This window comes from Bradyrhizobium sp. 23AC, from assembly GCF_054863025.1.
This window is the reverse complement of record NZ_JAVAYN010000011.1, coordinates 186598-207528: the sequence shown is the minus strand read 5'-3', so window position 1 is coordinate 207528 and position 20931 is coordinate 186598. Positions and strand designations below refer to the sequence as shown.

The 20931-nt window shown below is 56.7% G+C and carries 15 protein-coding genes and 1 pseudogene; 9 read left to right on the top strand and 7 right to left on the bottom strand.

What is annotated here, in order from left to right; all coding sequences use genetic code 11:
- Positions 1-457 precede the first annotated feature (457 nt).
- The 6 genes from RAD10_RS24920 to RAD10_RS24895 all read left to right on the top strand — a co-directional run bounded on the left by RAD10_RS24920 (position 458) and on the right by RAD10_RS24895 (position 8529).
- Positions 458-1636, top strand: coding sequence for an ABC transporter ATP-binding protein (locus tag RAD10_RS24920; protein WP_461619593.1), 1179 nt, complete (start codon positions 458-460; stop codon positions 1634-1636).
- Entirely contained in the window at positions 1633-2607 is a 975-nt protein-coding gene (locus RAD10_RS24915) for a carbohydrate ABC transporter permease (RefSeq protein WP_461619566.1), read from the top strand. Before RAD10_RS24920 ends, RAD10_RS24915 begins: the two co-directional genes overlap by 4 nt.
- Positions 2604-3452 (top strand): carbohydrate ABC transporter permease, encoded by an 849-nt coding sequence (locus RAD10_RS24910; RefSeq protein WP_461619565.1) that lies wholly within the window; start codon positions 2604-2606, stop codon positions 3450-3452. Before RAD10_RS24915 ends, RAD10_RS24910 begins: the two co-directional genes overlap by 4 nt.
- Before the next feature lie 245 nt (positions 3453-3697).
- Positions 3698-4930, top strand: a complete 1233-nt coding sequence (locus RAD10_RS24905; RefSeq protein ID WP_461619564.1) for an extracellular solute-binding protein — start codon at positions 3698-3700, stop codon at positions 4928-4930.
- A 109-nt stretch (positions 4931-5039) separates the two neighbouring features.
- The gene (locus RAD10_RS24900; RefSeq protein ID WP_461619563.1) at positions 5040-6377 is read left to right on the top strand and encodes a M24 family metallopeptidase; all 1338 of its coding nucleotides are present in this window, start codon (positions 5040-5042) and stop codon (positions 6375-6377) included.
- A 613-nt stretch (positions 6378-6990) separates the two neighbouring features.
- Positions 6991-8529 carry a porin gene (locus RAD10_RS24895; RefSeq protein WP_461619562.1) on the top strand — a complete coding sequence of 513 codons (1539 nt, stop codon included), beginning with the start codon at positions 6991-6993 and terminating at the stop codon, positions 8527-8529.
- Positions 8530-8887: 358 nt separating this feature from the next.
- Here the strand turns inward: RAD10_RS24895 and RAD10_RS24890 are convergent, their stop codons facing one another.
- From RAD10_RS24890 to aepX, 6 genes are all read right to left on the bottom strand, one after another.
- The gene (locus RAD10_RS24890; RefSeq protein WP_461619561.1) at positions 8888-9715 is read right to left on the bottom strand and encodes a class I SAM-dependent methyltransferase; all 828 of its coding nucleotides are present in this window, start codon (positions 9713-9715) and stop codon (positions 8888-8890) included.
- 102 nt (positions 9716-9817) lie between these two features.
- On the bottom strand, positions 9818-10423 hold the full coding sequence (locus RAD10_RS24885; RefSeq protein WP_461619560.1) for a CDP-alcohol phosphatidyltransferase family protein: 606 nt from the start codon (positions 10421-10423) through the stop codon (positions 9818-9820).
- A gap of 20 nt (positions 10424-10443) precedes the next feature.
- Positions 10444-11601, bottom strand: a complete 1158-nt coding sequence (locus RAD10_RS24880) for an aminotransferase class I/II-fold pyridoxal phosphate-dependent enzyme (RefSeq protein WP_461619559.1) — start codon at positions 11599-11601, stop codon at positions 10444-10446.
- 41 nt (positions 11602-11642) lie between these two features.
- Entirely contained in the window at positions 11643-12431 is a 789-nt protein-coding gene (locus RAD10_RS24875; protein ID WP_461619558.1) for a phosphocholine cytidylyltransferase family protein, read from the bottom strand.
- Between the two features lie 704 nt (positions 12432-13135).
- On the bottom strand, positions 13136-14326 hold the full coding sequence (locus RAD10_RS24870; protein ID WP_461619557.1) for an aminotransferase class I/II-fold pyridoxal phosphate-dependent enzyme: 1191 nt from the start codon (positions 14324-14326) through the stop codon (positions 13136-13138).
- A gap of 230 nt (positions 14327-14556) precedes the next feature.
- Positions 14557-15528: a phosphoenolpyruvate mutase gene (gene aepX, locus RAD10_RS24865; RefSeq protein WP_461619556.1), complete on the bottom strand. Its 972-nt coding sequence runs from the start codon at positions 15526-15528 to the stop codon at positions 14557-14559.
- A 1222-nt stretch (positions 15529-16750) separates the two neighbouring features.
- Here aepX and RAD10_RS24860 point away from each other — a divergent pair.
- Together RAD10_RS24860 and RAD10_RS24855 are read left to right on the top strand one after the other, a co-directional pair.
- Positions 16751-17833: a cytochrome-c peroxidase gene (locus RAD10_RS24860; RefSeq protein ID WP_461619555.1), complete on the top strand. Its 1083-nt coding sequence runs from the start codon at positions 16751-16753 to the stop codon at positions 17831-17833.
- Between the two features lie 377 nt (positions 17834-18210).
- Positions 18211-18717 (top strand): avidin/streptavidin family protein, encoded by a 507-nt coding sequence (locus tag RAD10_RS24855; protein WP_461619554.1) that lies wholly within the window; start codon positions 18211-18213, stop codon positions 18715-18717.
- Positions 18718-18956: 239 nt separating this feature from the next.
- Here the strand turns inward: RAD10_RS24855 and RAD10_RS24850 are convergent, their stop codons facing one another.
- Positions 18957-20198 carry a cytochrome P450 gene (locus RAD10_RS24850; RefSeq protein ID WP_461619553.1) on the bottom strand — a complete coding sequence of 414 codons (1242 nt, stop codon included), beginning with the start codon at positions 20196-20198 and terminating at the stop codon, positions 18957-18959.
- A 445-nt stretch (positions 20199-20643) separates the two neighbouring features.
- Between RAD10_RS24850 and RAD10_RS24845 the strand changes: the two are divergent.
- Positions 20644-20873: pseudogene (locus RAD10_RS24845) on the top strand (IS110 family transposase); the annotation flags it as partial.
- Positions 20874-20931: the final 58 nt, after the last annotated feature.

The window sequence follows — 20931 nt, the reverse complement described above, 5'->3', positions numbered from 1 at the left end:
AAAGCCGTGAAGGCGCAGCTATGGGTGAGGTGCGCGCACGATGATGCGGTTCACCTTCGCTGGCTCGTCGTATCGGGACCTGTTCCGCGCCGTGACAAGATCGCGTCCGGCGGCCTGACCAACCGATGCACGTTGTGTGATCTTCCTTGAGCCAAGGCTTTTCGAAGCGCGCTGGATCCAATCAGGACCGTAGATGCTCTTACCCAGCTTCCCGCGTGGTTTCCAGGAGTCACGCCCTGCGTTGGGCGACAGCTCTCGTGTTCGCCGGACGTTACGCTTCCGGAGATCGGTGCCTCATCTCATCTTGCGAAGTTCATATCGAGTTATTCGATGAGCGTCATCTGCCTGTAGCAAATCGAGCTTCTAAGGTCTCGCGTAGCAGCGATGCGGTCAAGCAAGAGTGACGATTGCAATGCTCCGCTCCGCGAAACGTTTCGTGCTGACCTGGAAGGCGGCCATGGCATTCGTATCAATTGACTGCGTCCGGAAAAACTACGGTCCGACATCCGTCTTACGCGGTGTTTCTCTCTCCATAGCGGATGGTGAGTTCCTGACTTTGTTGGGGCCCTCGGGATGTGGGAAGTCGACGCTGCTGCGCATCCTGGCAGGTCTTGAGACACAGGACGCGGGTTCGGTATCGATTGCGGGCCGGGCAGTGGATGGCCTCAGGCCAAAGTGGCGGGACGTAGCGATGGTGTTCCAGTCCTATGCGCTCTACCCCCATATGACAGTTGCCTCCAACTTGGCGCTGCCACTCCGGATGCGTCGGCTCTCGGCCTTTCAGAGGCTTCCTCTTCTCGGCCGTATGCTGCCAGGAACGGCGCGGATCGCTGCCGAGATCGAGCTGGAAATCACTCGGACGGCGAACTCCCTCGGTATTGGCCATCTGATGGCGCGTAAACCGCTGCAGCTGTCTGGTGGCCAGCGCCAGCGCGTGGCGGTCGGCCGAGCAATGGTACGCCATCCGACCGTTTTCCTGATGGACGAGCCGCTGTCCAACCTCGACGCCAAGCTGCGCGTGCAGATGCGCGCTGAAATCAAGGAGCTGCACCAGCGGCTCGGGGTCACCTTTGTCTATGTCACCCATGACCAGGCCGAGGCGATGACGCTGTCCGACCGGGTAGCAGTAATGCTCGATGGCGAGTTGTTGCAGGTAGCACCGCCACGAGATATCTATGCCGATCCCGATGATCGTCGCGTCGCCGAATTTATCGGTTCGCCAAAGATCAATATACTAGACGGCGTGGTACGCGACCGGGGTCTGATCGATGTGGCCGGTTCGACGCTTCCGATCGAGGCTGATGCACTTGCTGGCGTGCACCTCACCCTCGGCATTCGCCCGGAAGCATTTCATCTCGCAGACCACGGCGGGCAGGGCGCGCTGACCGGCTCGGTGCGCATGATCGAGCATATGGGCTCCGATCTCTTCGTCCATCTTGATCTCGCAGGCATCGATTGCCCTTTGATCGCAAGACTGCTGGCCGAACGGGCTCCCTATATAGCACCCGGGCAAACCTTGCACGTCGGCGTAAGGCCGGACCGTGTGCTTGTCTTTGCCCGTGATGGGCAACGTCTGCGCCGGGAGGCTGAATCTGACCACGCATCGATCACGCCAATCCAGGAACTCGTCCCATGAGCGAGCTTCTTGCTCATTCTAGCGGACCCGAAGGGCGGTCCGTCGCAGATGGCTTTCGAGCGCTTCCATCGCCCACTGTCTCTTTGAGGCGAAGCCAAACCCTTCCAGAAGCGCTGACAGCCTGGACGCTGGCCGGGCCGGCAGTCTTTTTTCTGCTCGTCCTCTTCTTTCTTCCGGTACTCGGTGTCTTCGTGGTCGCGCTCACCGACTGGCAGTTAGGCGCGCGGACGCTCTCTTTTGTCGGCCTCGCCAACTTCCGCGAGGTCTTCGCTGACACGGGTTTCAGGGCGTCACTCCTCAACACCTTCGTCTACGTTCTGATCGTCGTGCCTGGGACGCTCGTCCTCGGCCTTCTGATTGCGCTTCTGATCGAAAGCGGAAAGTCTTGCCGCGCCATTTACCGCGCCATCCATTTTTTGCCTTTCATGGCGACGCTCACAGCCATGGCGATCGCTTGGGAGGCGCTGCTGCACCCCACGATCGGCATCGTCAATCAAACGTTCGCTGCTATCGGCCTGCCGAGCACGAACTGGCTGCGCAACGAGAATACGGCGCTTCCCGTGCTGGCCGTGATCGGCATCTGGCAAAACCTCGGTTACGCCATGGTGTTGTTCTTGGCCGGCCTAAAGAGCATCCCGCAGGATCTCTATGATGCTGCCGATGTCGACGGTGCTGACCTTTGGCTTGACCGGCTGCGCACTGTCACGCTCCCGATGCTCGGGCCAGTTTCGATGTTTGTGATCACCGTGGTGGCGCTGAGGGCATTCGAAGCTTTCGACACAGTGAAGGTGCTTACCCAAGGCGGGCCCGGTCACGCCTCGGAGGTGCTGCTCTATACGCTGTATCGGGAAAGCTTCGAGTATCTGCGCACCGGATATGGCGCCGCCCTTGCGGTGGTCTTTCTTATCATAGTCGTGGCACTCACTCTCGCTCAAACCCGCCTCGTCGACAGGAAGGTACATTATCAATGAGCGCCAAGACCTTCATCAACCGCTTGTCGCCGCAGGCCGCCATTCTTCGACATGCCGTGCTGCTTGTCACCGGAGCGCTCATTCTCGCTCCCTTCGTTTGGATGGTGTCGCTGTCGATCAAGCCTCCGGGCGAGATCTTCCGCGCAAATTTCTCCTTTTGGCCGGCGCAGTTCTACGGGGTCGAGAACTATACGCGGGCGCTGACTGAAGCGCCGCTGCCGCGCTATATGGGCAATGGGCTTATCGTCTGTGCTCTGATCCTCGGCTTTCAGATCCTCCTCTGCGTCCCTTGTGCCTATGCACTCGCCAAACTTCGCTTTCCCGGCCGCGACCTGCTCTTCGTTATGGTGCTGATTGGTCTGCTGCTGCCGCACCAGGTGCTCTCTCTGCCGCTCTTCATCCTCGGCTATCAGATCGGTATCCTCAACACCTATGCAGCGCTGGTCTTCCCTTATGTGGTCTCCCCCTTCGGTATCTTCCTGTTGCGGCAGTTCTTCAAGACGATTCCTGATGACGTGATTCACGCCGCGCGCCTCGACGGCCTGTCTGAACTGGCCATTGTCTGGAGGATCATGGTGCCGATGGCGCTGCCGGCCGTTATCGCCTTCTCAATATTCTCAATCGTCTCGCACTGGAACGACCTGTTCTGGCCGCTGATCTCAGTGCGCGACCAAGCCCTCATGCCGCCTCCGCTTGGCATCATGGCATTCAAGAACGAGGAGGCCGGCAGCGACTACGGTCCCCTCATGGCTGCATCCACTCTCGTCGTGTTGCCGCTCGTCATCGCCTTCCTTGCCGCTCAGAAGTGGTTCGTCGAAGGAATGACAGGAGGAGCGGTGAAATAGTCACAGGAGATTGCTATGCCCCTGACCCCCAGCGATACCCCAATCGCAGGCATCAGTTTGCCGGCTTTGCTCTCGTCGTGCGCTGCCGCTTTCGGATTGATGGTCGGCACGGCTGCGGATCCGGCTGTGTTGCACTCCTTGTGCTTCGTTGGCTGCCAGCAGCGTTCTCTCAAAGAAGAGCGATTTCTTGGAAGTGCGGCCATCAAGTTCAGCATGTGCATTCGCTAGCCAATCTCGAGAACCCAATGAAACTCATTTTACTCACGACCTTGGCCATCGCGATAAGCGTGGCGCCAGCTTCTGCGGCGGACCTGAACCTGCTCTACGCAGCATCCAATCTAATGGCGCCCGTCCACAATAAGCTCAAGGAGCACTTTCAGCTGACGCATCCTGGCGCGACCGTGGACCTAGAGTCTGCGCTCGAATACACCGACGCGATGGCTATCACGCTCAGGCAGTCACTCATCGGCCAAGCTCCAGACGCCGGATATTTTGGCACTTCCGATGTTTGTGTGCTCGCTGACCGCGGAATTGCACAGCCACTTGATGACCGCATCACGAATGATCCTGAGTGGGCTTCACTTGGTATGCCCGAGGGCGCGTTTGCGGTCACGAAATGCGGAGGTAAGACCTATGGAATTCCGTTTTGTGCGTCCTTTATGGTTGTGATCTTTAACAACAAGCTTGTTGCCGAAGCGGGCGGGGATCCCAATCACCTGCCTAAAACTTGGCCAGAAATCCTTAGACTTGCCAAGAGGATTGAAGCCAGAAGTGGTGGAATCTTCTTTAACTGGGATGGCTCCTCGAGTTGGAGTTTCATGAGCCTTGTGCAGAGCGAGGGTGGGAAGATTTTGAGTGATGACGGAAAGGACGTCGCTTTTGACTCTTCAGAAGGCATCAGAGCTCTTCACGATTTAGCGGAGTTGGGCGCGGCCCGCCACTACAGTGATATGAGCAAGGCGCAAGCACGTCAGGCATTCATTGGAGGCGCGCTAGGCATTCTCGTCGATTCATCGAGCGGTCTTTCCAATTACAAGAAAGCGGCGGCGGGGGCTTTTGAGATTGGGGTCGTTCCCTTTCCCGTCGCGGAAAAGGGAAGAGTGCCAGCCTCGGGCATGGCAGGTGTGCTGCTAACCACCAACAAAAAAAAAGCTGATCTCGCTTGGGATTACTTGAAATACGCGTCTTCGCCCGACGCACAAAGCTTCGTAGGTAAACGGAGCGGATTTCTGCCTTTCAATCAGATTGCGATCGAGTCACCAGATAAGCTGGGCAGGTATTATGCGGAAAATCCTGAATTAGGAATGGCGGCTCAAAGTTTGAAAATTGCCGGCTCTTGGCCGAGCTTTCCTGGACCTAATGGTCTGAAAATCCACTCAATCATAACGACTTACATGCAGAGAGTATATACGGGTGCGTTAGACCCCAAGGTAGCTCTGCAAGATATGGCTACAGCCACGCGGGCTCTACTTAAGTAAGCGCTCGGGATGAGTACTGCCGTAGGTCTCTGCGAAGGCATTGCATTGGCAAAAGCCGTTTGCGTCGCGCAATGCGAGGGCCGACTACCACAGAGGGAGGAAGTTCACGATGATGGATGTCGATAGTACTGGAAACGGGATCAACCGAAACGGCACTTCACTGCACCAACAGCGGGAAAGAGGCAATTTCGCGCGATCATCCGTAGCAGACATTTATCCGCCTGCTGACGTTTGTAAGTGCTACGGTGTCAATCCGGAGCGCCACAATGTTGATCTCGAGCGCCTTCACCATTATCGCACCGGCCGTCTGCAAAAGGAAATGGACAAGCGTGGTTGTGACGCCCTTCTACTGTTTGACCCTGTCAACATACGGTACGCGACAGGCGTGCGAAACATGCAAATTTGGACGATGCATCAGCCCGCGCGGTACGCATTGGTGTTGCGGTCCGGAAATACATTTCTTTTCGAAATCGGGGGCAGGTCACATCATGCTGATGGACTACCTGGGATTGATGAGGTTCGCGTCGCGCGACCGTGGTTTTACTACTACTCCGGACCCGAGGCGCACAATCATGTGAGAGACTTTGCAGTCGAGATCGCTGACCTTATCGGCATCCCGAAGGTGAGCGCTAAGCCTCGCCTCTACGTGGATCGCTGCGACAGAATGGGATTAAAGTCCCTAGAAGATATCGGCCTTGTTGTAAGCGACGAGGCGCAGGAAATGATGGAGCAAGCCAGGTCCATTAAGTCTGAAGATGAGATTACGGCTACGCGAATTGCAATTGACGTTTGTGAGGCTGGGATCAGGCGCATCAAAGCCGAGTTGCGTCCAGGTATCACAGAATTATCGCTTTGGTCGCATTTTCATCAGACCAATATCGCGCTCGGAGGAGAATACATCGAAACTCGGCTGCTAACGTCCGGCTTGCGCACAAATCCCTTCCATCAAGAGGCCAGTCAGAAGCGAATCGAGATGGGCGAAATGATCACCTTCGATTGTGATCTCATCGGACCGCTTGGTTATGGCGCGGATCTTTCGCGTGCCTTTATATGTGCTGCAAAGCCAACAGCAGAGCAAAGAGACCTTTATCAGCGGGCCTATAATCAAATCACGGTCAATACCGAGCTTTTGCAGGTGGGGCGCTCGTTCGCCGAAATCATCGAGAAAGCCAACGTTCTTCCGGAGGAATACCGGCAGTGGCACCGTATTGCTCATGGAAATGGAATGAGTATCGGAGAGTTTCCCGCCATTGGCCGGCGTCCTGGATATCGTCACGGAAGCATCCACCAGGGTTACATAGAGGAGGGTATGGTGCTGTGCGTGGGGACTTTCGCCGGCCGCAGGGACGGCGGCGAGGGCGTAAAGCTCGAGCATCAGTTGGCTATCCGTTCTGACGGGCCAGAGCTTCTATCCTCGTCCCTTTTTGATCCCGACTTTTGCGACTAAGTTGCGCACTAGGTTCGCGCAGGTTCATAGGCCGCGTGAGGGCCGCGCGACGAGATCTGCGGCATGTGAGTAGCATCACAAGACCCTTTCCCATTAGTCTCGGCGTCTGAACGGATCTCCCTCTGGGCGATCAGGTCGTGGCTGATACCGGCAGTTGTCAAACGGCGAAAGCAGTACAATCCCTGATTGATCTGCGGCCGTTGGTGCAGAACCGTCGCCTTGAAGTCGTTACTGGCTGCGACAATCGCGGCTCGTAGACGCTAGGCGGCCCACGGCTCTCGGCCTCGCGACTTCTTGCCTAAAACGACGTGACGCCCCCCTCGATGATAACGGATGCGCCAAGCCGCTAGCGCAAGCAGAAGCTCTCCCTGCCGCATTTGTCTGAACCCGACCAGTATCTGTTTCCATTTGTTTGGTTGAATTGGCGCGTTCCGGTGATTGCTAGCCGATTGTTTAGCCGAGAAGGTCGCATTGCATATTTTCCGCTCTCGAAGCGCTCCATCGCAAAATCAGAGCGTCTCATCACGATAGTTGATGTCTGTCACTGAAGTGATTGTTTCGCCGCGTTATGGCATCGCCTCGACCAAGTTCTGGCCTATAGGATAGGGTGGCAATGACATTCTCGAACAAGAGCTTTCACTTACATCGAACCACTATGCAGGCTTTGCTGGCTTCAGCGGCAGTATTTTTTGCCATGGATGGGGCACGGGCAGCTGAACCGCCGGTCAAGGTCAGAGCGATCGAATATGTAAAGGTCTGCTCGTTGTATGGTGTCGGATTCTATTACATTCCCGGCACTGACACCTGCATTAAACTGGGCGGATACCTACGCGTCGAAGCCGCAGTTTCGACAAACAGCATTTACAATAGCCCTGTTAGCGGACCGGCAGGGGCGCACAACCGTCTCAGCAATTACTACAGTGCTCGCTCTCGCGAGGACTTCACTATCGATACGCGCACCACGACCGAATACGGAATGGTCCGCACCTTCTTCGAGTCGACCTTCAGCTGGACCACTGGCTCCACCACAGGCACCGGGACGGGCGCCACCTCATATTCGGGTGACGGGGCCGGATTAGGGACACTTGGCGTCTACTTTGCCTTCGTCCAGTTCGCCGGCTTCACAATGGGTAAGGCGGTCTCCCAGTTCAGCGCTCCCTGGACCAACTATCCGGCCAACAACTTCAGCGGCCTTCCTGGCGGCGGAGGTGATTCAACAGGTGTTAATCAGTTGAGCTATACCGCTGACTTTGGTGAAGGGATTACGGCGACAATTTCGGCGCAAGATCCAACCGCGTACTACCAGACCAACATCTGGAATACGACCAATGCCACGGCCGCCGGGATCGCCACCGGCGTTTACGGATCTCAGAGCTTCGGCGGTACCCGGGCTCCTGACATAGTTGGCATGATGCGCATTGACCAAGGGTGGGGTCTCTTCCAGGCATCGCTCGCGGCGCACAACAACCATGCTGCGTACTACAGCGCGGCCGAAACCAGCGGACATGCCACTGATAAGTGGGGCTGGGCTGCTCAGTTAGCGCTCTCGATCAAACACATTCCCACTGGCGCAGGTGACTCAATCAACTTGCAGGGAGTGTACACCAACGGCGCGAGCAGCTTCGACATTCAGGAAAATCTCGCGACCGCGTGGGCTATGTACGGAGGCACCGGTCGAGGAGTCGCGTACCAGAGTGTCGGCTTCGCCGGCGTCTCTGACGGTGTCTACTCAGGTGCAGCCGCCACTATCGGGACTGGCCTGGAACTGACCACGACGTACGGCTTCAACGCTGGTTACACTCACAACTGGGACCCTTATTGGAATACGTCTCTCTACGGCGGGTGGGCCGCCGTCCGCTACACTGGTGGGGCTAAGGCCCAGATCTGCGGTAGCACTGGCATGACGGCGCTCGCGTTGACTGGTGTCTGCAATCCAGACTTCAACATCGCGGCCGTCGGTACCGTCGTCCGCTGGACGCCGGTCAGAAATCTAACGTTCTCGGCTGACCTCGCCGCCACTTTTCTTGATCAGAAATACGCTGGCATGATCACTATGCCAACCCTTGCCGCTGTTTCCAAGCCAGGGGGAATTTACGAACTCAAGAACCAGAACGCGGTGAGCTTACTTGTGCGGGCTCAGCGCAATTGGTGAAACGTTCAACACCTCCACGGTAGTGGGTACCGGCGAAACCAGGCAAAGCCGGCTCCCTTAGCCGGCTAGTTCGGTGCCAAAGCTCCAAGGAAGACCTCCGACATGCCCATCGGAGGCCTCTCTCGCCCCCGTGATGCGGGGCGGAGGTGTTCTGGACTCTCCTTGGCGGAGCGTCCTAACGTGAGCGGGTGTTCAGACTAGACTTGCATCCTGCATGATTGGCAGTGCGCCTTTCGTCCAACGGCGGCTCCCGGAAGCAACCAGTCTGACAGATAACCGGATCTGCCGACTCAGCCGGCGGCCGGATAACACCCAGACTTTTAACCAAGTCAGCGCCTCTAAAAAGCAGTGCACTAGTTCAACAGGGAGCCAGCCTGGCGACAATTAGCTTGGTCGTATAGGTCAGCTCGGTCTTGGAGCCATCCTTGGCCGAATTGCGGTAGATCTCTCTAATTCTTGCATCGAATTCGGCTTTGCCAATTTGTTCGATCACGCGAAGGCTTATTGTCGATGAATTTGCAAAGGCAATAAACGTTGCCTCATCGACGTGGTGATCGTTATTCCACTGCAAGCTTCTTATATCGTGAAAGCCTCCATGTTCGCTCAGCTCCTTCACCAAATCTAAAAATAGGTAGTCGTTGGTTTTCCCATCAGTGTTCATTCCTCGGCGGAAAGATGAAACATACCTCTCCTGAAGAGTCAGGTAACGATCATGCAGCTTCGATGGATTGTCGCGCGGCAAGTTGTCAATGAATGCGATAAGTCCTCCCGGGCGAAGCATGAGTGGAAGTCTGTTGAAGAAAATCGGACGGTTAAATCGATGCGCGGCCATGGCCGCTGTCACAGCGTCGTATGGCGTCGCGGGCAGTGGCAACTCCTCGGCCGAACCGGCGACGTATTCGATCGGCCTCGTGCTGGATTGCATTCCAGCAACTCGTCTCATGGCGTCGCTTGGTTCAATTCCGACGATAACCGCAGCATTTGTCACCAACCGAGCGATCTGTCGGGTGAATATACCGGTGCCGGCACCGACATCGGCCACGCGCGCCCGGCCGCCGCGCTCACAAAGCTCGGCATTTAAGTATTGCAGCGCCTCGGTCGCGTAACCCGGGCGTACCTGAAAGTCAGTGGCGAGTGTTTCATTAAACAGCGCCCAGTTATTGGGTGGTAACGCATTTCTCGTCATCGTTTCCTCTATTCGGTCTGTTGACACATGGCTCACCAATTTCTCTACCTCATTCAGTTGATGAAGAGTGTGGTGTGCCGACGCCCCCGGCTTGTGCGATGATCACGTGAAGGACTTGAGCGCAAGCAGGACCGAAGCCGAGACGCAGTAAATGATGACGATCACATACATCCAACCACGGGTGCTCGGAACCCTCACCGAGCTCACGTGAAGGGCTGCAACAATTAGCATCGCAACGGCAAGGGTTGGTCCGACGGCTAATGGGGCCGCGAATGGGCTCAACAAGACCACAGCGGCTACAACTGGCAGTGCGTATGTCGTGGGCAGGCCGATGAAATTGCGGCCGTCAAGGCCGACAGAATTGAAGTAGCTAAGTCTAAGCGCGCTCGCCAGACCCAAGAGCGTCGCGACTCCTATCCCCCACGGCGCTCCATTGGTGACTTTCGCTAGCACGATGCCCGGAAAAACCCCGGCGCTGACCAGGTCGGCCAAAGAATCGAGGTTTTTGCCAACCTGACTGGTAATAACCCCGCGGTTCCGAGTGCGGTTGGCGACGACTCCATCGAGATGATCGGCCAAAAGCGCCCAGAGCGCCGTGGACACGGCGAGTGCGATTTGGTCAAACAACGCGAGATTGATGGCTGCTATTGAGAGCGCAAGGCCCAATGTCGTGATAGCGTTTGCGGGATCAGCTAGCTGTCGGATCATCGCGCCCTCAATTTCGATGTCTAAAATGTAGCTCGGGCGGCGCTGTGGTTGCGTCGATCGAGCCTCTCGTAGACTTCGCGGATTAGCTCTACAGCGCGACGCGTCTCCTCGATATTGACAGGCTCTCCGATCCCAGGGCGGACGCCTTGAAAGCGAGGCTTGTTAGCTCGAGAGTAGAGCCGGCTGGGGCGGACAATAACTCCTGCCTTGCCGATCGCTTCGCTGAACTCTGTGCTATTCACGCCCGGTGGCGCTTGCAGCCAAAAATGGATCCCTCGCGAGGTCTTGAAGCCGTCCAGACCTTTGAGGACGTCTTGCGCGACAAGCTGGCGGCAATGGACTTCCTTGCGTGAGGCACCGAGCAGTTCTTGCGCTCTGCCCGTTTCAATCCAGCGCGTCACGATACTGGCTAGAATCGGCGCCGGATGCCAAGTTGTCACGGGTCGCAGTCTGTCCAGAATCGAGCTCAGCGCTTGGGGTGAAGGCGCAACGACGTATGCCATGCGCACTCCGAGGCTCAAATACTTTGAGAGCCCCATCATGTACCAGGTGATGTCCGGCGCGATGGTTGCAAACGAGTATGGAACGGTTTCGGGATAAAGTGCCTGAGCTTCATCCTCAAATATCTGCACACCATAGCGCCGCGCAATCTCAGCGAGTTGTACTCGTCTTTCAATTGGTGTCACGTATGCAGTCGGACTGTGGACCGTGCAATTCACATAGACGGCCTTTGGCTTGAACTGTTCGCACTTTCTTTCAAAGTCCTCAGGAATCATACCTACGTCGTCGATCTCAACTCCTTCAACTTTGGCGCCCGCGATCTCTGTCAACGTGAAGGCGATCGGGAATGTCAACTCCTCAGTGAGAATGACGTTACCGGGCCCAACGAGAGATGATGAAAGCAAAAGTATGCTGTTCATCGTGCCATTCGTGACCATAAGCCGATCAAGCGCAGGCTTTGGCGAGATCCGATCACCTATCCACGAAACAGCGGCAGCTCGGTCTTCGTCGGTCCCATTGAACCTATGCGTTTGGAACTGAGGCGCTACGCTCTCTCCAGAGTTCGCGAGTTCCTGCCACGTCATCTTCAACGCGTCTGCGAAGACCTGTAGTTTCGGCGCTGCTGCACGCATCATGCTGATCTGTTGTTGCGCCATTGCCAAGTGTCCTTCGTTCATTTCCGCCGTTCGCATCGAGCTTTGGTGGCTTTCCAGCGGTCTCATAAGGCACGGCCACGACGCTCACTCGAACTCGATGCGAAAATCTTTTCGGCGATACGCAAGTCATCCTGGCTGTCAATCTCGTACCACTTAACGCCGTCGCATTCAGCGGCTGCAAGTTGCAGCCCCCGGTGCTCAACCAGATATGCTAGTAGTTCTTCCGTGTAGCTTTGCGTGGCTCCGGAGCCGATAAGGTCGTTGAGCGCGGGAACGACAGTTCTAGCTAAGGTTGCCTTGGATAACCTGAGCAGGTTCATTGTTTTATAGAGCTTGGGTCCATCAGAGGTCAGGCTCGATGCGTCTTGTTTCAGCCGAAATCCGGCGACTATTCTATCTTCTGCCAGAAAAACTGCCGAGCCTTGCATATTGGATTCAAACGGCGCAACGGCCGCAACATCGGCCCTATCGTCCGAGTTGAGGAGGCGAAGCGCATGGGTCTCAAAGAAGACGTCCCCCTCGAGAAGATAGCAGTCTGCCGAAAGCAGCGTGTCGCGCGCCAGCCACAAGGAATAGGCGCTTCCGGTCCGTTGAAATACTGTTGACTCCACATAGTTGATCTCAAGCTTGCCGAACCGGTGGCCGCAGGCATATTGAATGGCGTCCTTGCGGTATCCGACGACGATCGTCACCTGTTCGACGCCGACTAGTTCCAGATTTCTCAACGCGTTGTGGAGGATCGGCGTGCCGTTAACCTCGACCAGCGGCTTCGGCCGCAGATCCGTTAGCGGTCGGAGGCGAGAGCCGAAGCCGGCGGCGAGAATGACAGCGTTCTTAGGAGCAATAATCATTATCTTCCGTTCATGGTTTCGATACCGGGGGGGCGTGCGATCGATGCTAGACGCCAGGAGGCATTGAACCATGCTTTAGGACGCGATCCCGCCGGGTCCAATTCACGTTTGATACGCAGGCGGAGGTTGTGGTTGGATTAGGCCGCCGCTCGCAACCTTTCTGGAGGTAAGCACCCGGCATGCATGGGGTTCGATGGTGCGGAGACTGCTTGTAGTTGTTGTTGCATGCGCGAGCGTTTTCTGATGCTGGTCGACCGGCCCGTCGGTCGCGCATGTTTCTCATGCGAGCGTCATCCATATCAACGACTAGCGTTGGTAGTTGACGCCGCCGGACGCCATTCATGGCCGTTTTGGGCCGTAAAAAGACATCGATCGACGGTCGCATGTTCTGCTCAAGCTAAGGCGATCGCGAGAATGACGTCCAAACCGCGATGTGAAAGGCCAATCGCCATAAAGAGAAGTCGTACGAGAGTTGGCAGCATGAGCGGCCACCGCCCTACGTCACGTAGAGCTCGTGCAAACCACGAGCAACGGCTTCTTATTCCAACGGAGGGACGCCACTAAAGCGAGCGTCCAGGGGCTAGCCGAGGCGCCGATCACACTCTTGCGCGGTCGCTTGAGATGAACAGTGCAAGCGTTGTAGCATGGCTTGGAATGCTGCGTACCGTCACCCTCTTAGCTACGGGACCTCGTCGAGCGGCTGATCAGATCCACGTGTTCAGAGTTGCGGTCAGGTCCCGCAAGCCTTTGTCCAGCAACTCAAGATCGACGCCGTAGGAGAGGCGGACGCCGGCGGGGTCGCCAAAGGCAGTGCCGGAGACGGTTGCGACACCAGCATCCATCAATAACATCTTAACTACATCATCCGCGTTTAGTTCGCGACCGAAGGCCTTCGCACGCTCCTGCAATTCGCGAATATCAAGATAAAAGTAAAATCCGCCCTGGGCAGCAGGAGGAGGAACAAATTGTAGCGCTGAGAGGATCGATAGCCCGAGCGCCCGGGCGTTCGCAATGCGACGCTGCAATTGCAATCGAAACGCAGGATCGCCGTGCTCCAAGTAGTGGAGAAGCGCATGCTGTGCAATGACATTCGGATTGGAGGTTGTATGGCTTTGTAGCGCCTTGATCGCGCTGATGACCACCTTGGGGCCAGCCAGATAGCCAATTCGCCAACCGGTCAGAGCCAACGACTTGGAGAATGAATTAACGATCAAAATACGGTCGCGTGCCAAGGGGCTCACCGAGACGATGGGATGATGGGTATGTGGGGCATGAACGAAAGTCTCGTAGCATTCGTCGAAGATGATCCAAAGATTTCGATCTATGGCGAGCTGGGCAATACCAGCAAGCGTGTCGCGGTCGTAGATCGCGCCCGTGGGGTTGTTCGGCGTGTTGACTACGATTGCCTTAGTCCTTGACGTAATGGCGGCCGCTAGGTCTCTAACTCTCGGCACAAAATTGCTATGCCGGGTCTCAACAAAGACCGGCATGCCGCCCGCAACGAGAGACTGTGCCGGGAAGGTGGTCCAGTACGGGACGGGAATCAGGACTTCGTCGCCGGGGTTAAGAATGACCATGGCCGCATTGAAGAGCGCCTGTTTGGCACCGTTCGTCACCGCGATTTCATCGGCCGACCAGGGTTGATCAGTCTCAGCGCAGATCTTGCGAGCAAGCGCTTCCCGCAATTCCATCAGTCCGACAGTGTCGGTGTATCGATTGAGGTTACGATCGATCGCGGCAATCGCACCCTCGCGTACCGACGAAGCAAGGTCACTCCATATCTCTCCGGCGGTCAAGTCGATTATTTTCTTGCCCTTCGCGGCAGCGGCTTTAGCTGCCGCCTTCGCCGCGGCAGTCTCCGACAGTTTGAATAAGCGGGTCCGTTGCGCCAGCATAAGCGTTCCTTTCAAACCTGTTACTTTTGAGGGCCCTATGTGCTTGAAATCTGCCGGATGCCAGGGGCTCGGAGGGATCTAGGCATCGTCCGCATCGGCCGTTTTCCGCCCCGGGGCATCGAGATTGGTCAATAGATGTCGATATCTCCGATGTCGGGCAAGGGCAAACGTGCTTTGTTTGAGGTTGCATTTAGGCGCGAGGTTAGAAGAAATCGATGCATGGAAGAAACTCAGTCGGGCACAGGCATCTTGTCCCGTTGAGGACATTGCCATAGGTCAGCTGGGTGGAAATATCGCGCTTCTGCCGTGGCAAGTTCGTCATATTTCAACAACTCGAAGACCTCGTCGAGCGTCGCAACGTCTGGCTCAATTCCGGCAATGCCTTCCTCAGCAAGAATGCGACCGCACACGTGCCCCATTGCCGCTATAGCGGCGCGCATGGAGTGATTGGCCCAGATCACCGTGGAGATACCGGCATCACGGTATGCAGAGGCGGGTGTCCGGTAGTACTTCGTTGGAACGATCACGACAGGCAGACGGTGTTGCCAGGCAGCTGCAAAGGAGAGGATCTCCTCTGCGGTGGTCTTGCGCGAGTGAATGAGGATAGCGTCGGCACCCGCCGCGGCGTAAGCGCTGGCGCGCAGAATAGCGTCGTCCATTCCATGGCCGGCTATCAGGGCTTCGGTCCGGGCCACAAGGACCAAGTCGTCGGCGACTGTATCTTTCACTGCCCGCAGGCGCCCGGAAAATTCATTGACGTCGGCCAGGGGGTGCCGGTCGCCAACAAACGAGTTTTGTTTCGGAAAGCAGCTGTCCTCCAGCGCAATCCCGGCGGCGCCACGTTGATGGAGCTTGCGTGCCAGCAGGCGCGCATTGTTGAAATTCCCAAAACCGCCATCGCCGTCAACAAGCACAGGCAATTCGGTCGAGTGCACGATGCGCTCAACCACGTCGACGAGTTGGCTCCAAGAAGCCTCGTTGGCATCGCGGTAGCCGAGAGAGCTGGCAATGGACAGGCCCGACGCCCACAGGCTCTTGAAGCCTGCGCGCTTGGCAATCGCGCCCGAAAGCGCATCATGAGCTTCCATCAAGAATGAGAGGGTGGTCTTGGAGCAGATTTCATCGCGCAGAATTTGTGAAAGCGAGGAGCCTGAGCTTCGCTCAGGTCGATTGATAACAGCCGATTTTGGTTGATATTGCATGCCGATTCCTTGGAGGTGCGTTGACCTGTCGGGCGCACAGTGCGTCCTTAGTCGAATTCTCGTTGGCTAAGTCGTTTGGGCGATCCCGCAGCTCAGTCAGGTGATATGCTTCTGTCATTTTGATCAATCACCATCGTTGGTAGTTGACCGGCGCGTAGCGTATTCCATCTCCCAAATAACCCACCCGCTGCGGCTAACCGCAAAGCGCGGGACATTGTTGTTGATCGGCGGTGGCTCGCAGAGCGCACGCGTTTGACGATCAGAGAACCAGCGCAGCTTCCTGCGTTGCTCGGCCTGGAGCCTGTTGACTTGGCTCAAGGTGTTGGCAAGGCATGATTTATGCAATCTGGTGCAAGTGTTTGTATCCTTGGTGAACGCTGGGATCGTTGACTGTAGTATGTGCCCCGCTCTCGCACATCTGTAGCGCGCAAAGATATCTCCAGCCGCTCCGTTCGATATTCACCAATGTCTCAGCTGTAGCGAATCGTGTGTCCCATGTCCGACATAGGTCGCGATTGCTTCAATCGGGTGATGCGCCGCAATTGCTCGTCGAGCTTCTCAAGCGCTTGTTTCTGCGCGGAGCTCGGCGGGTGCCGCATTTGGTACGAGACTTGCTGTTCGCGTCCCGGGTCCTCTGAAAGGGTGGAGGACCGGGTGCGCGGTATCGTCTCCATCAAGCCGGTTGTCGGCTCCTTGCAGATCTACGTGCGCTCGTGACCTAGAGCCGTAGACCGGAAGGAAGTGGACCATTACCAGTGTTATCCCAACTGGAATTCCTGCGTGGTGCAGTTCGTCTAAAAGGCGCCGACTAACGCCGACGAGCATGCCGAATGCTGCAATGATCCTCAACGTCGCGCATATTGCCATTGGAAGCCATATAACCGACCGCTGGTATCACGTGACGCGCTTTCGCGGGAGGCGGAATGCGTTCGCTCGCTAATGGAGTTTAGCCAAGTACAGCACAGGGGTTAAACTGCAGGAGCCGGGCAAACGCTGCGCAGATCGGCAGCATCTGGTGCCAGCGAACAACTCGGAAAAGATCGGCGACTTTTCGGAAGAACTTTGCGTGAGAAAAGCCTGAAGCGCGTCGCTCTATTGTGATGATTTGCCGCGGCGACTCGAGCGTGAACGTCAGGTGAGTTGCAGCTGCATTAACGCCACGGGCGACGAGCCCGGCGTCATGTCTTCCAATTCCCCAGAGCATCAATGAGAACTGGTACCGATGATCCATATTAGAAAGAAGCCCGCGGTCCTGGAAGTCCACCTTGTACGCAAGTTGTGTGTCGCGGCCATTGCGATACTCGTCTCGTCACAGGCAGGCGCAGACGATGATTTGATGAACGCTGCTAGGCGGACGTTCAAACCGATCCCCTCGGTCGTTCCTGCGGTGAAGGACAACCCGGTTATCCACGAGAAGGTCGAGCTCGGTAAGATGCTGTTCTTCGATCCGCGAATCTCGGCTAGCGGGATCATTAGCTGCAATACTTGTCACAATCTAGGTACCGGCGGAGCGGATGCGGGTCCGACATCGATCGGTCACGGCTGGCAACTAGGGCCACGCCGGGCCCCCACCGTATATAACGCGGTCTTCAATGTGGCGCAGTTCTGGGATGGGCGGGCGCCGGATCTCAAGGCGCAAGCAAAGGGCCCCGTGCAGGCGAGTGTTGAAATGAACGCGACTCCAGAGCATGTGATCAACACGCTGAACTCGATGAGCGACTATGTGGTCATGTTCAAAAAGGCCTTTCCAATCGAGGCATCGCCAGTCACCTTTGACAACTTCGCGAAGTCGATCGAGGCCTTTGAAGCGGTTCTCATTACGCCCGCGGCCCCTTTCGATCAGTACCTTGAAGGCGATCCAAATGCTCTCAACGTTCAGCAGAAAGCTGGATTGAAGCTATTCATGGAAACAGGATGCTCCTCCTGTCACAATGGAATCAACGTTGGCGGACAGGATTACTTTCCATTTGGCGCCGTCGAAAGACCAAGCACAAGCTTGCTTCCGACCGCCGACAAAGGCAGATCCGCCGTCACAAAAGTGGCCAGCGACGAATACGTTTTTCGTGCAGCACCGTTGCGCAACGTCGCGTTGCGACCGCCATACTTCCATTCGGGTCAGGTTTGGAGCCTTAAGCAAGCTGTCGGCGTGATGGCTGAAGTTCAGCTTGGCGCCAAGCTTAGCGATAAGGAACAGAACGATATTGTCGCGTTTCTGAATTCGCTGACCGGGCAGCTGCCCAAGATTGAGTATCCGATACTGCCCACCCGGACCGAGACGACGCCACTGCCGTCTACAGGAAAATAATATGTTCCGTTCCTATAGTGGCCGTTTTGTTTGATGAAAGCATGGCGCTGGAAGCCGCGCGTTCGCCAGCGGCCAAGTGCCTTACTCGAAGCGGAACTCATGACCGCACAGTCATCTCTTGTTCAACCACGAAAGATCTCGCGGCCCAGGCCGTTCCCACATATGGGTTAGACCGATGCGCCGGCGCCGACCGACATTGTGGAGGAAGTTGTCCCTCGCCGTGCTGAATGAAAAGCACGATTGGCCCAAACCTAAACGGCATATCGAATAAAGCAACTCGTAAGGGCGGTATAATAGAATGCACGGTTGGATTGTAAATCTTGAAAGAGAGGTTTATATGCAAAGCGCGATCTTTCTGAAGCGACATGGAGTCGGTGATGCATCAAGCTAAACGGACACTCACAAGATGGATGGCTTTGGCTGGCCTTGGGCTGCTAATGGCGGCACCCGCACGGGCGCAGCCCATCTGGACCTGGAACAACCAATACGGCTCGGTTCTGGCGGTCAACAGCTACGACCAGAGCACGGGCGCCATTTCCGGCACCTATACAAATAACGCAACGAATAGCTGCGACGAAGGCGCCCCTCAGCCGATGACAGGCTGGCTGGCCCAAACCAATAGCGGCACAGCGATCAGCTTTACAGTCAACTTCGGGGGCTGCAGCTCAACGACCGTGTGGACGGGACAGCTCAATGCCGCATCGGGTTTTCAAGGGCTTTGGCTCCTCTCGCTCGCCGAGCCCGTGGTATGGAATGGGATCAGCGCCGGCGCTGACACTTTCACGTTCGGCAGCGGCGACAAGTCGAAATTGATATCCGCTGGTAAAGGGGAGGCCAAGGACGGGCCAGGCGAGAAACTCTCCAACACGAAAAACCGCAAATAAGCGATCTTTTCGGGTGACGACGTTGAGCGACGTCACCCGACATTGCCAAATGAACTCGCTTTTGCGCCGCCGGCGTTGGCGGGAGTGCACTCATCGAATATTCGACAAGTGCCGCCTGGACATCCGCCGGGGCTTTCGAAGATCGCGAGAAGCCCTCTCCCAGCGTGGGACTGCTCGGACCGGCTCACGGTTGCAATCTCCGGCTCATCTCAGATCGATTGCAAGGAGAAGCCTATTGCCTAAGCTGCCATCTGCACTGGGAGGGCGGAGTAACCGTGCACGAAGTTAGATGCGACTCGTTCCGGCTCGCCGACGACCTTGATGTCGAGGCGCCTGTTCAGCATTTCTTCCCAAAGGATCTTCAGCTGCAGTTCCGCAAGGTGTCTACCGACGCAGCGATGGATGCCAAATCCGAACGAGAGATGTTGCCGTGGGTTCTTCCGATCGATGATGAAGTTGTCGGCGTGGTTGATGGCCTCATCGTCGCGGTTCCCGGAAATGTACCACATGACGACCTTATCGCCTCGTCTGATTTGCTTGTTGCCTATCACGATATCGACCATGGCAGTGCGGCGCATGTGTGCGATCGGCGTCTGGTAGCGTATGATCTCGGAGACGGCACTCGATACCAGCACAGGATTCTCGCGTAGCTTCCGGAGCTCGGACGGATTCTGGTTCATGAACAATACGCCTCCACTCATCGAATTGCGCGTGGTGTCATTCCCGCCTACGATCAGCAGGATGAGATTTCCCAGGAACTCGGGTGGCTCCATATTCCGAGTCGCCGGTGAGTGCGCCATCATCGAAATCAAGTCGGCGCGGGGCTCGGCATTTTTGCGCTCGTTCCAAAGTCGTGTGAAATAGTCCAAGCACCCGGACAGGACTGCCCGTCGCTTCTCCCAAGTGTCGATCTCGTGGCCAGTTCGCGGAGTTGTGGCGGCGACGTCAGACCAATAGGTCAGCAGCCGCCGATCCTCAAATGGAAAATCAAACAGCGTCGCCAACATTTGCGTCGTCAACTCGATCGAGACCTTATCGACCCAGTCGAAGGTTTCATTGCGCGGCAAGCCATCCAGAATGGCCTTGACCCGCCGACGGATCAAGCCCTCGAGCTTGGCCAGATTCTCCGGTGCCACTATCGGGCTGATCGTGTTGCGCTGCTCGCCATGTTTCGGAGGGCTCATCTTGATGAAACTCGGAGTCCAATACTCCTCCGGCAAATCGACGATCGTGACGCCTTGCTCTGACGAGAACACGCCGTGAGTCATGTTGACTGCAACGATGTCGTGGTATTTTGTTATGGACCAATAGGGACCGTGCGGGCTATCGCTACAGTAGTGGATGGGATCTTCCTTTCGTAGCCGCTCGAAGTAAGGCCAAATGCTGTCATCCTGAAAGCGCTTGACGTCGCTGACATCCAGATCGCTCAGAAGAACATCATATGCGCTCTGGCGCGCATGACCTGCCAATCTTGTATTCATGATCGCCCTCCGGCCTTAACCTCTCATCTTGCTTTCGCTCGCCTGGGCGAATTCCCACCGCGGCTCTGAGAGCTTCCCACGATTTTTGGACGGACCGACCTTCATTTCCCGTCCGCTGCGGCGCTTTCGGTTGCGAGCGATTGATCGGTTTGAATGGTCGAACAATATCGCAAGCCGGAGGGCAGATCCCCCTATCATGATTGGGAGGCGCGTGAGCTCGCGTTCACTGCTATAATCGTTCCTCGCACAACCGCCCAGCTGGTTGCAGCGTCATCGCGAGCTATCGCAGAATTCTGGTGACGGCTTGGCCGGTCAGGAGGCGGCAACTGGGGCTTGACTGACCCCGATCCCGTCGCTGAATGTCAGACCGAGAAGGAGTTTTGGCAAGTGATTGCGGCATCGAGACGACGCCAGCTTCTCTGCGCGACCGCTCGATCTGCTGGCGTTCTTAGCCGGGCTCGCTCCGTGCCTGATCGGTAGCGAGGCGTGCGCGATTGCGCACCATTGTAGCCGGCGAATTGATCGCGCTCGGCCACCAGGTCCGGCTGGTGCCGCCGGGCTACGTCCAGAGGCTGCCTCAAGCGCGGCAAGAATGTCGCGGCAGATGCAGAAGCAATCTGCGATGCGCTGACGCGACCGAGCATGCGCGTCGTGCCGGGAAGGAGCGAAGAGCAGCACTTACGTCCTCTTCGCAGTGGATGTCCATCACCTACTCCTTGCCGGTTTCCCGGCG

Coding starts and splice junctions, on each gene's coding strand:
- RAD10_RS24905 (WP_461619564.1), top strand. CDS start 3,698: ATGAAACTCATTTTACTCACGACCTTGGCCATCGCGATAAGCGTGGCG.
- RAD10_RS24900 (WP_461619563.1), top strand. CDS start 5,040: ATGATGGATGTCGATAGTACTGGAAACGGGATCAACCGAAACGGCACT.
- RAD10_RS24910 (WP_461619565.1), top strand. CDS start 2,604: ATGAGCGCCAAGACCTTCATCAACCGCTTGTCGCCGCAGGCCGCCATT.
- RAD10_RS24850 (WP_461619553.1), bottom strand. CDS start 20,198: ATGAATACAAGATTGGCAGGTCATGCGCGCCAGAGCGCATATGATGTT.
- RAD10_RS24860 (WP_461619555.1), top strand. CDS start 16,751: ATGATCCATATTAGAAAGAAGCCCGCGGTCCTGGAAGTCCACCTTGTA.
- RAD10_RS24895 (WP_461619562.1), top strand. CDS start 6,991: ATGACATTCTCGAACAAGAGCTTTCACTTACATCGAACCACTATGCAG.
- RAD10_RS24870 (WP_461619557.1), bottom strand. CDS start 14,326: ATGCTGGCGCAACGGACCCGCTTATTCAAACTGTCGGAGACTGCCGCG.
- RAD10_RS24855 (WP_461619554.1), top strand. CDS start 18,211: ATGCATCAAGCTAAACGGACACTCACAAGATGGATGGCTTTGGCTGGC.
- RAD10_RS24920 (WP_461619593.1), top strand. CDS start 458: ATGGCATTCGTATCAATTGACTGCGTCCGGAAAAACTACGGTCCGACA.
- RAD10_RS24875 (WP_461619558.1), bottom strand. CDS start 12,431: ATGATTATTGCTCCTAAGAACGCTGTCATTCTCGCCGCCGGCTTCGGC.
- aepX (WP_461619556.1), bottom strand. CDS start 15,528: ATGCAATATCAACCAAAATCGGCTGTTATCAATCGACCTGAGCGAAGC.
- RAD10_RS24885 (WP_461619560.1), bottom strand. CDS start 10,423: ATGATCCGACAGCTAGCTGATCCCGCAAACGCTATCACGACATTGGGC.
- RAD10_RS24890 (WP_461619561.1), bottom strand. CDS start 9,715: ATGACGAGAAATGCGTTACCACCCAATAACTGGGCGCTGTTTAATGAA.
- RAD10_RS24915 (WP_461619566.1), top strand. CDS start 1,633: ATGAGCGAGCTTCTTGCTCATTCTAGCGGACCCGAAGGGCGGTCCGTC.
- RAD10_RS24880 (WP_461619559.1), bottom strand. CDS start 11,601: ATGAACGAAGGACACTTGGCAATGGCGCAACAACAGATCAGCATGATG.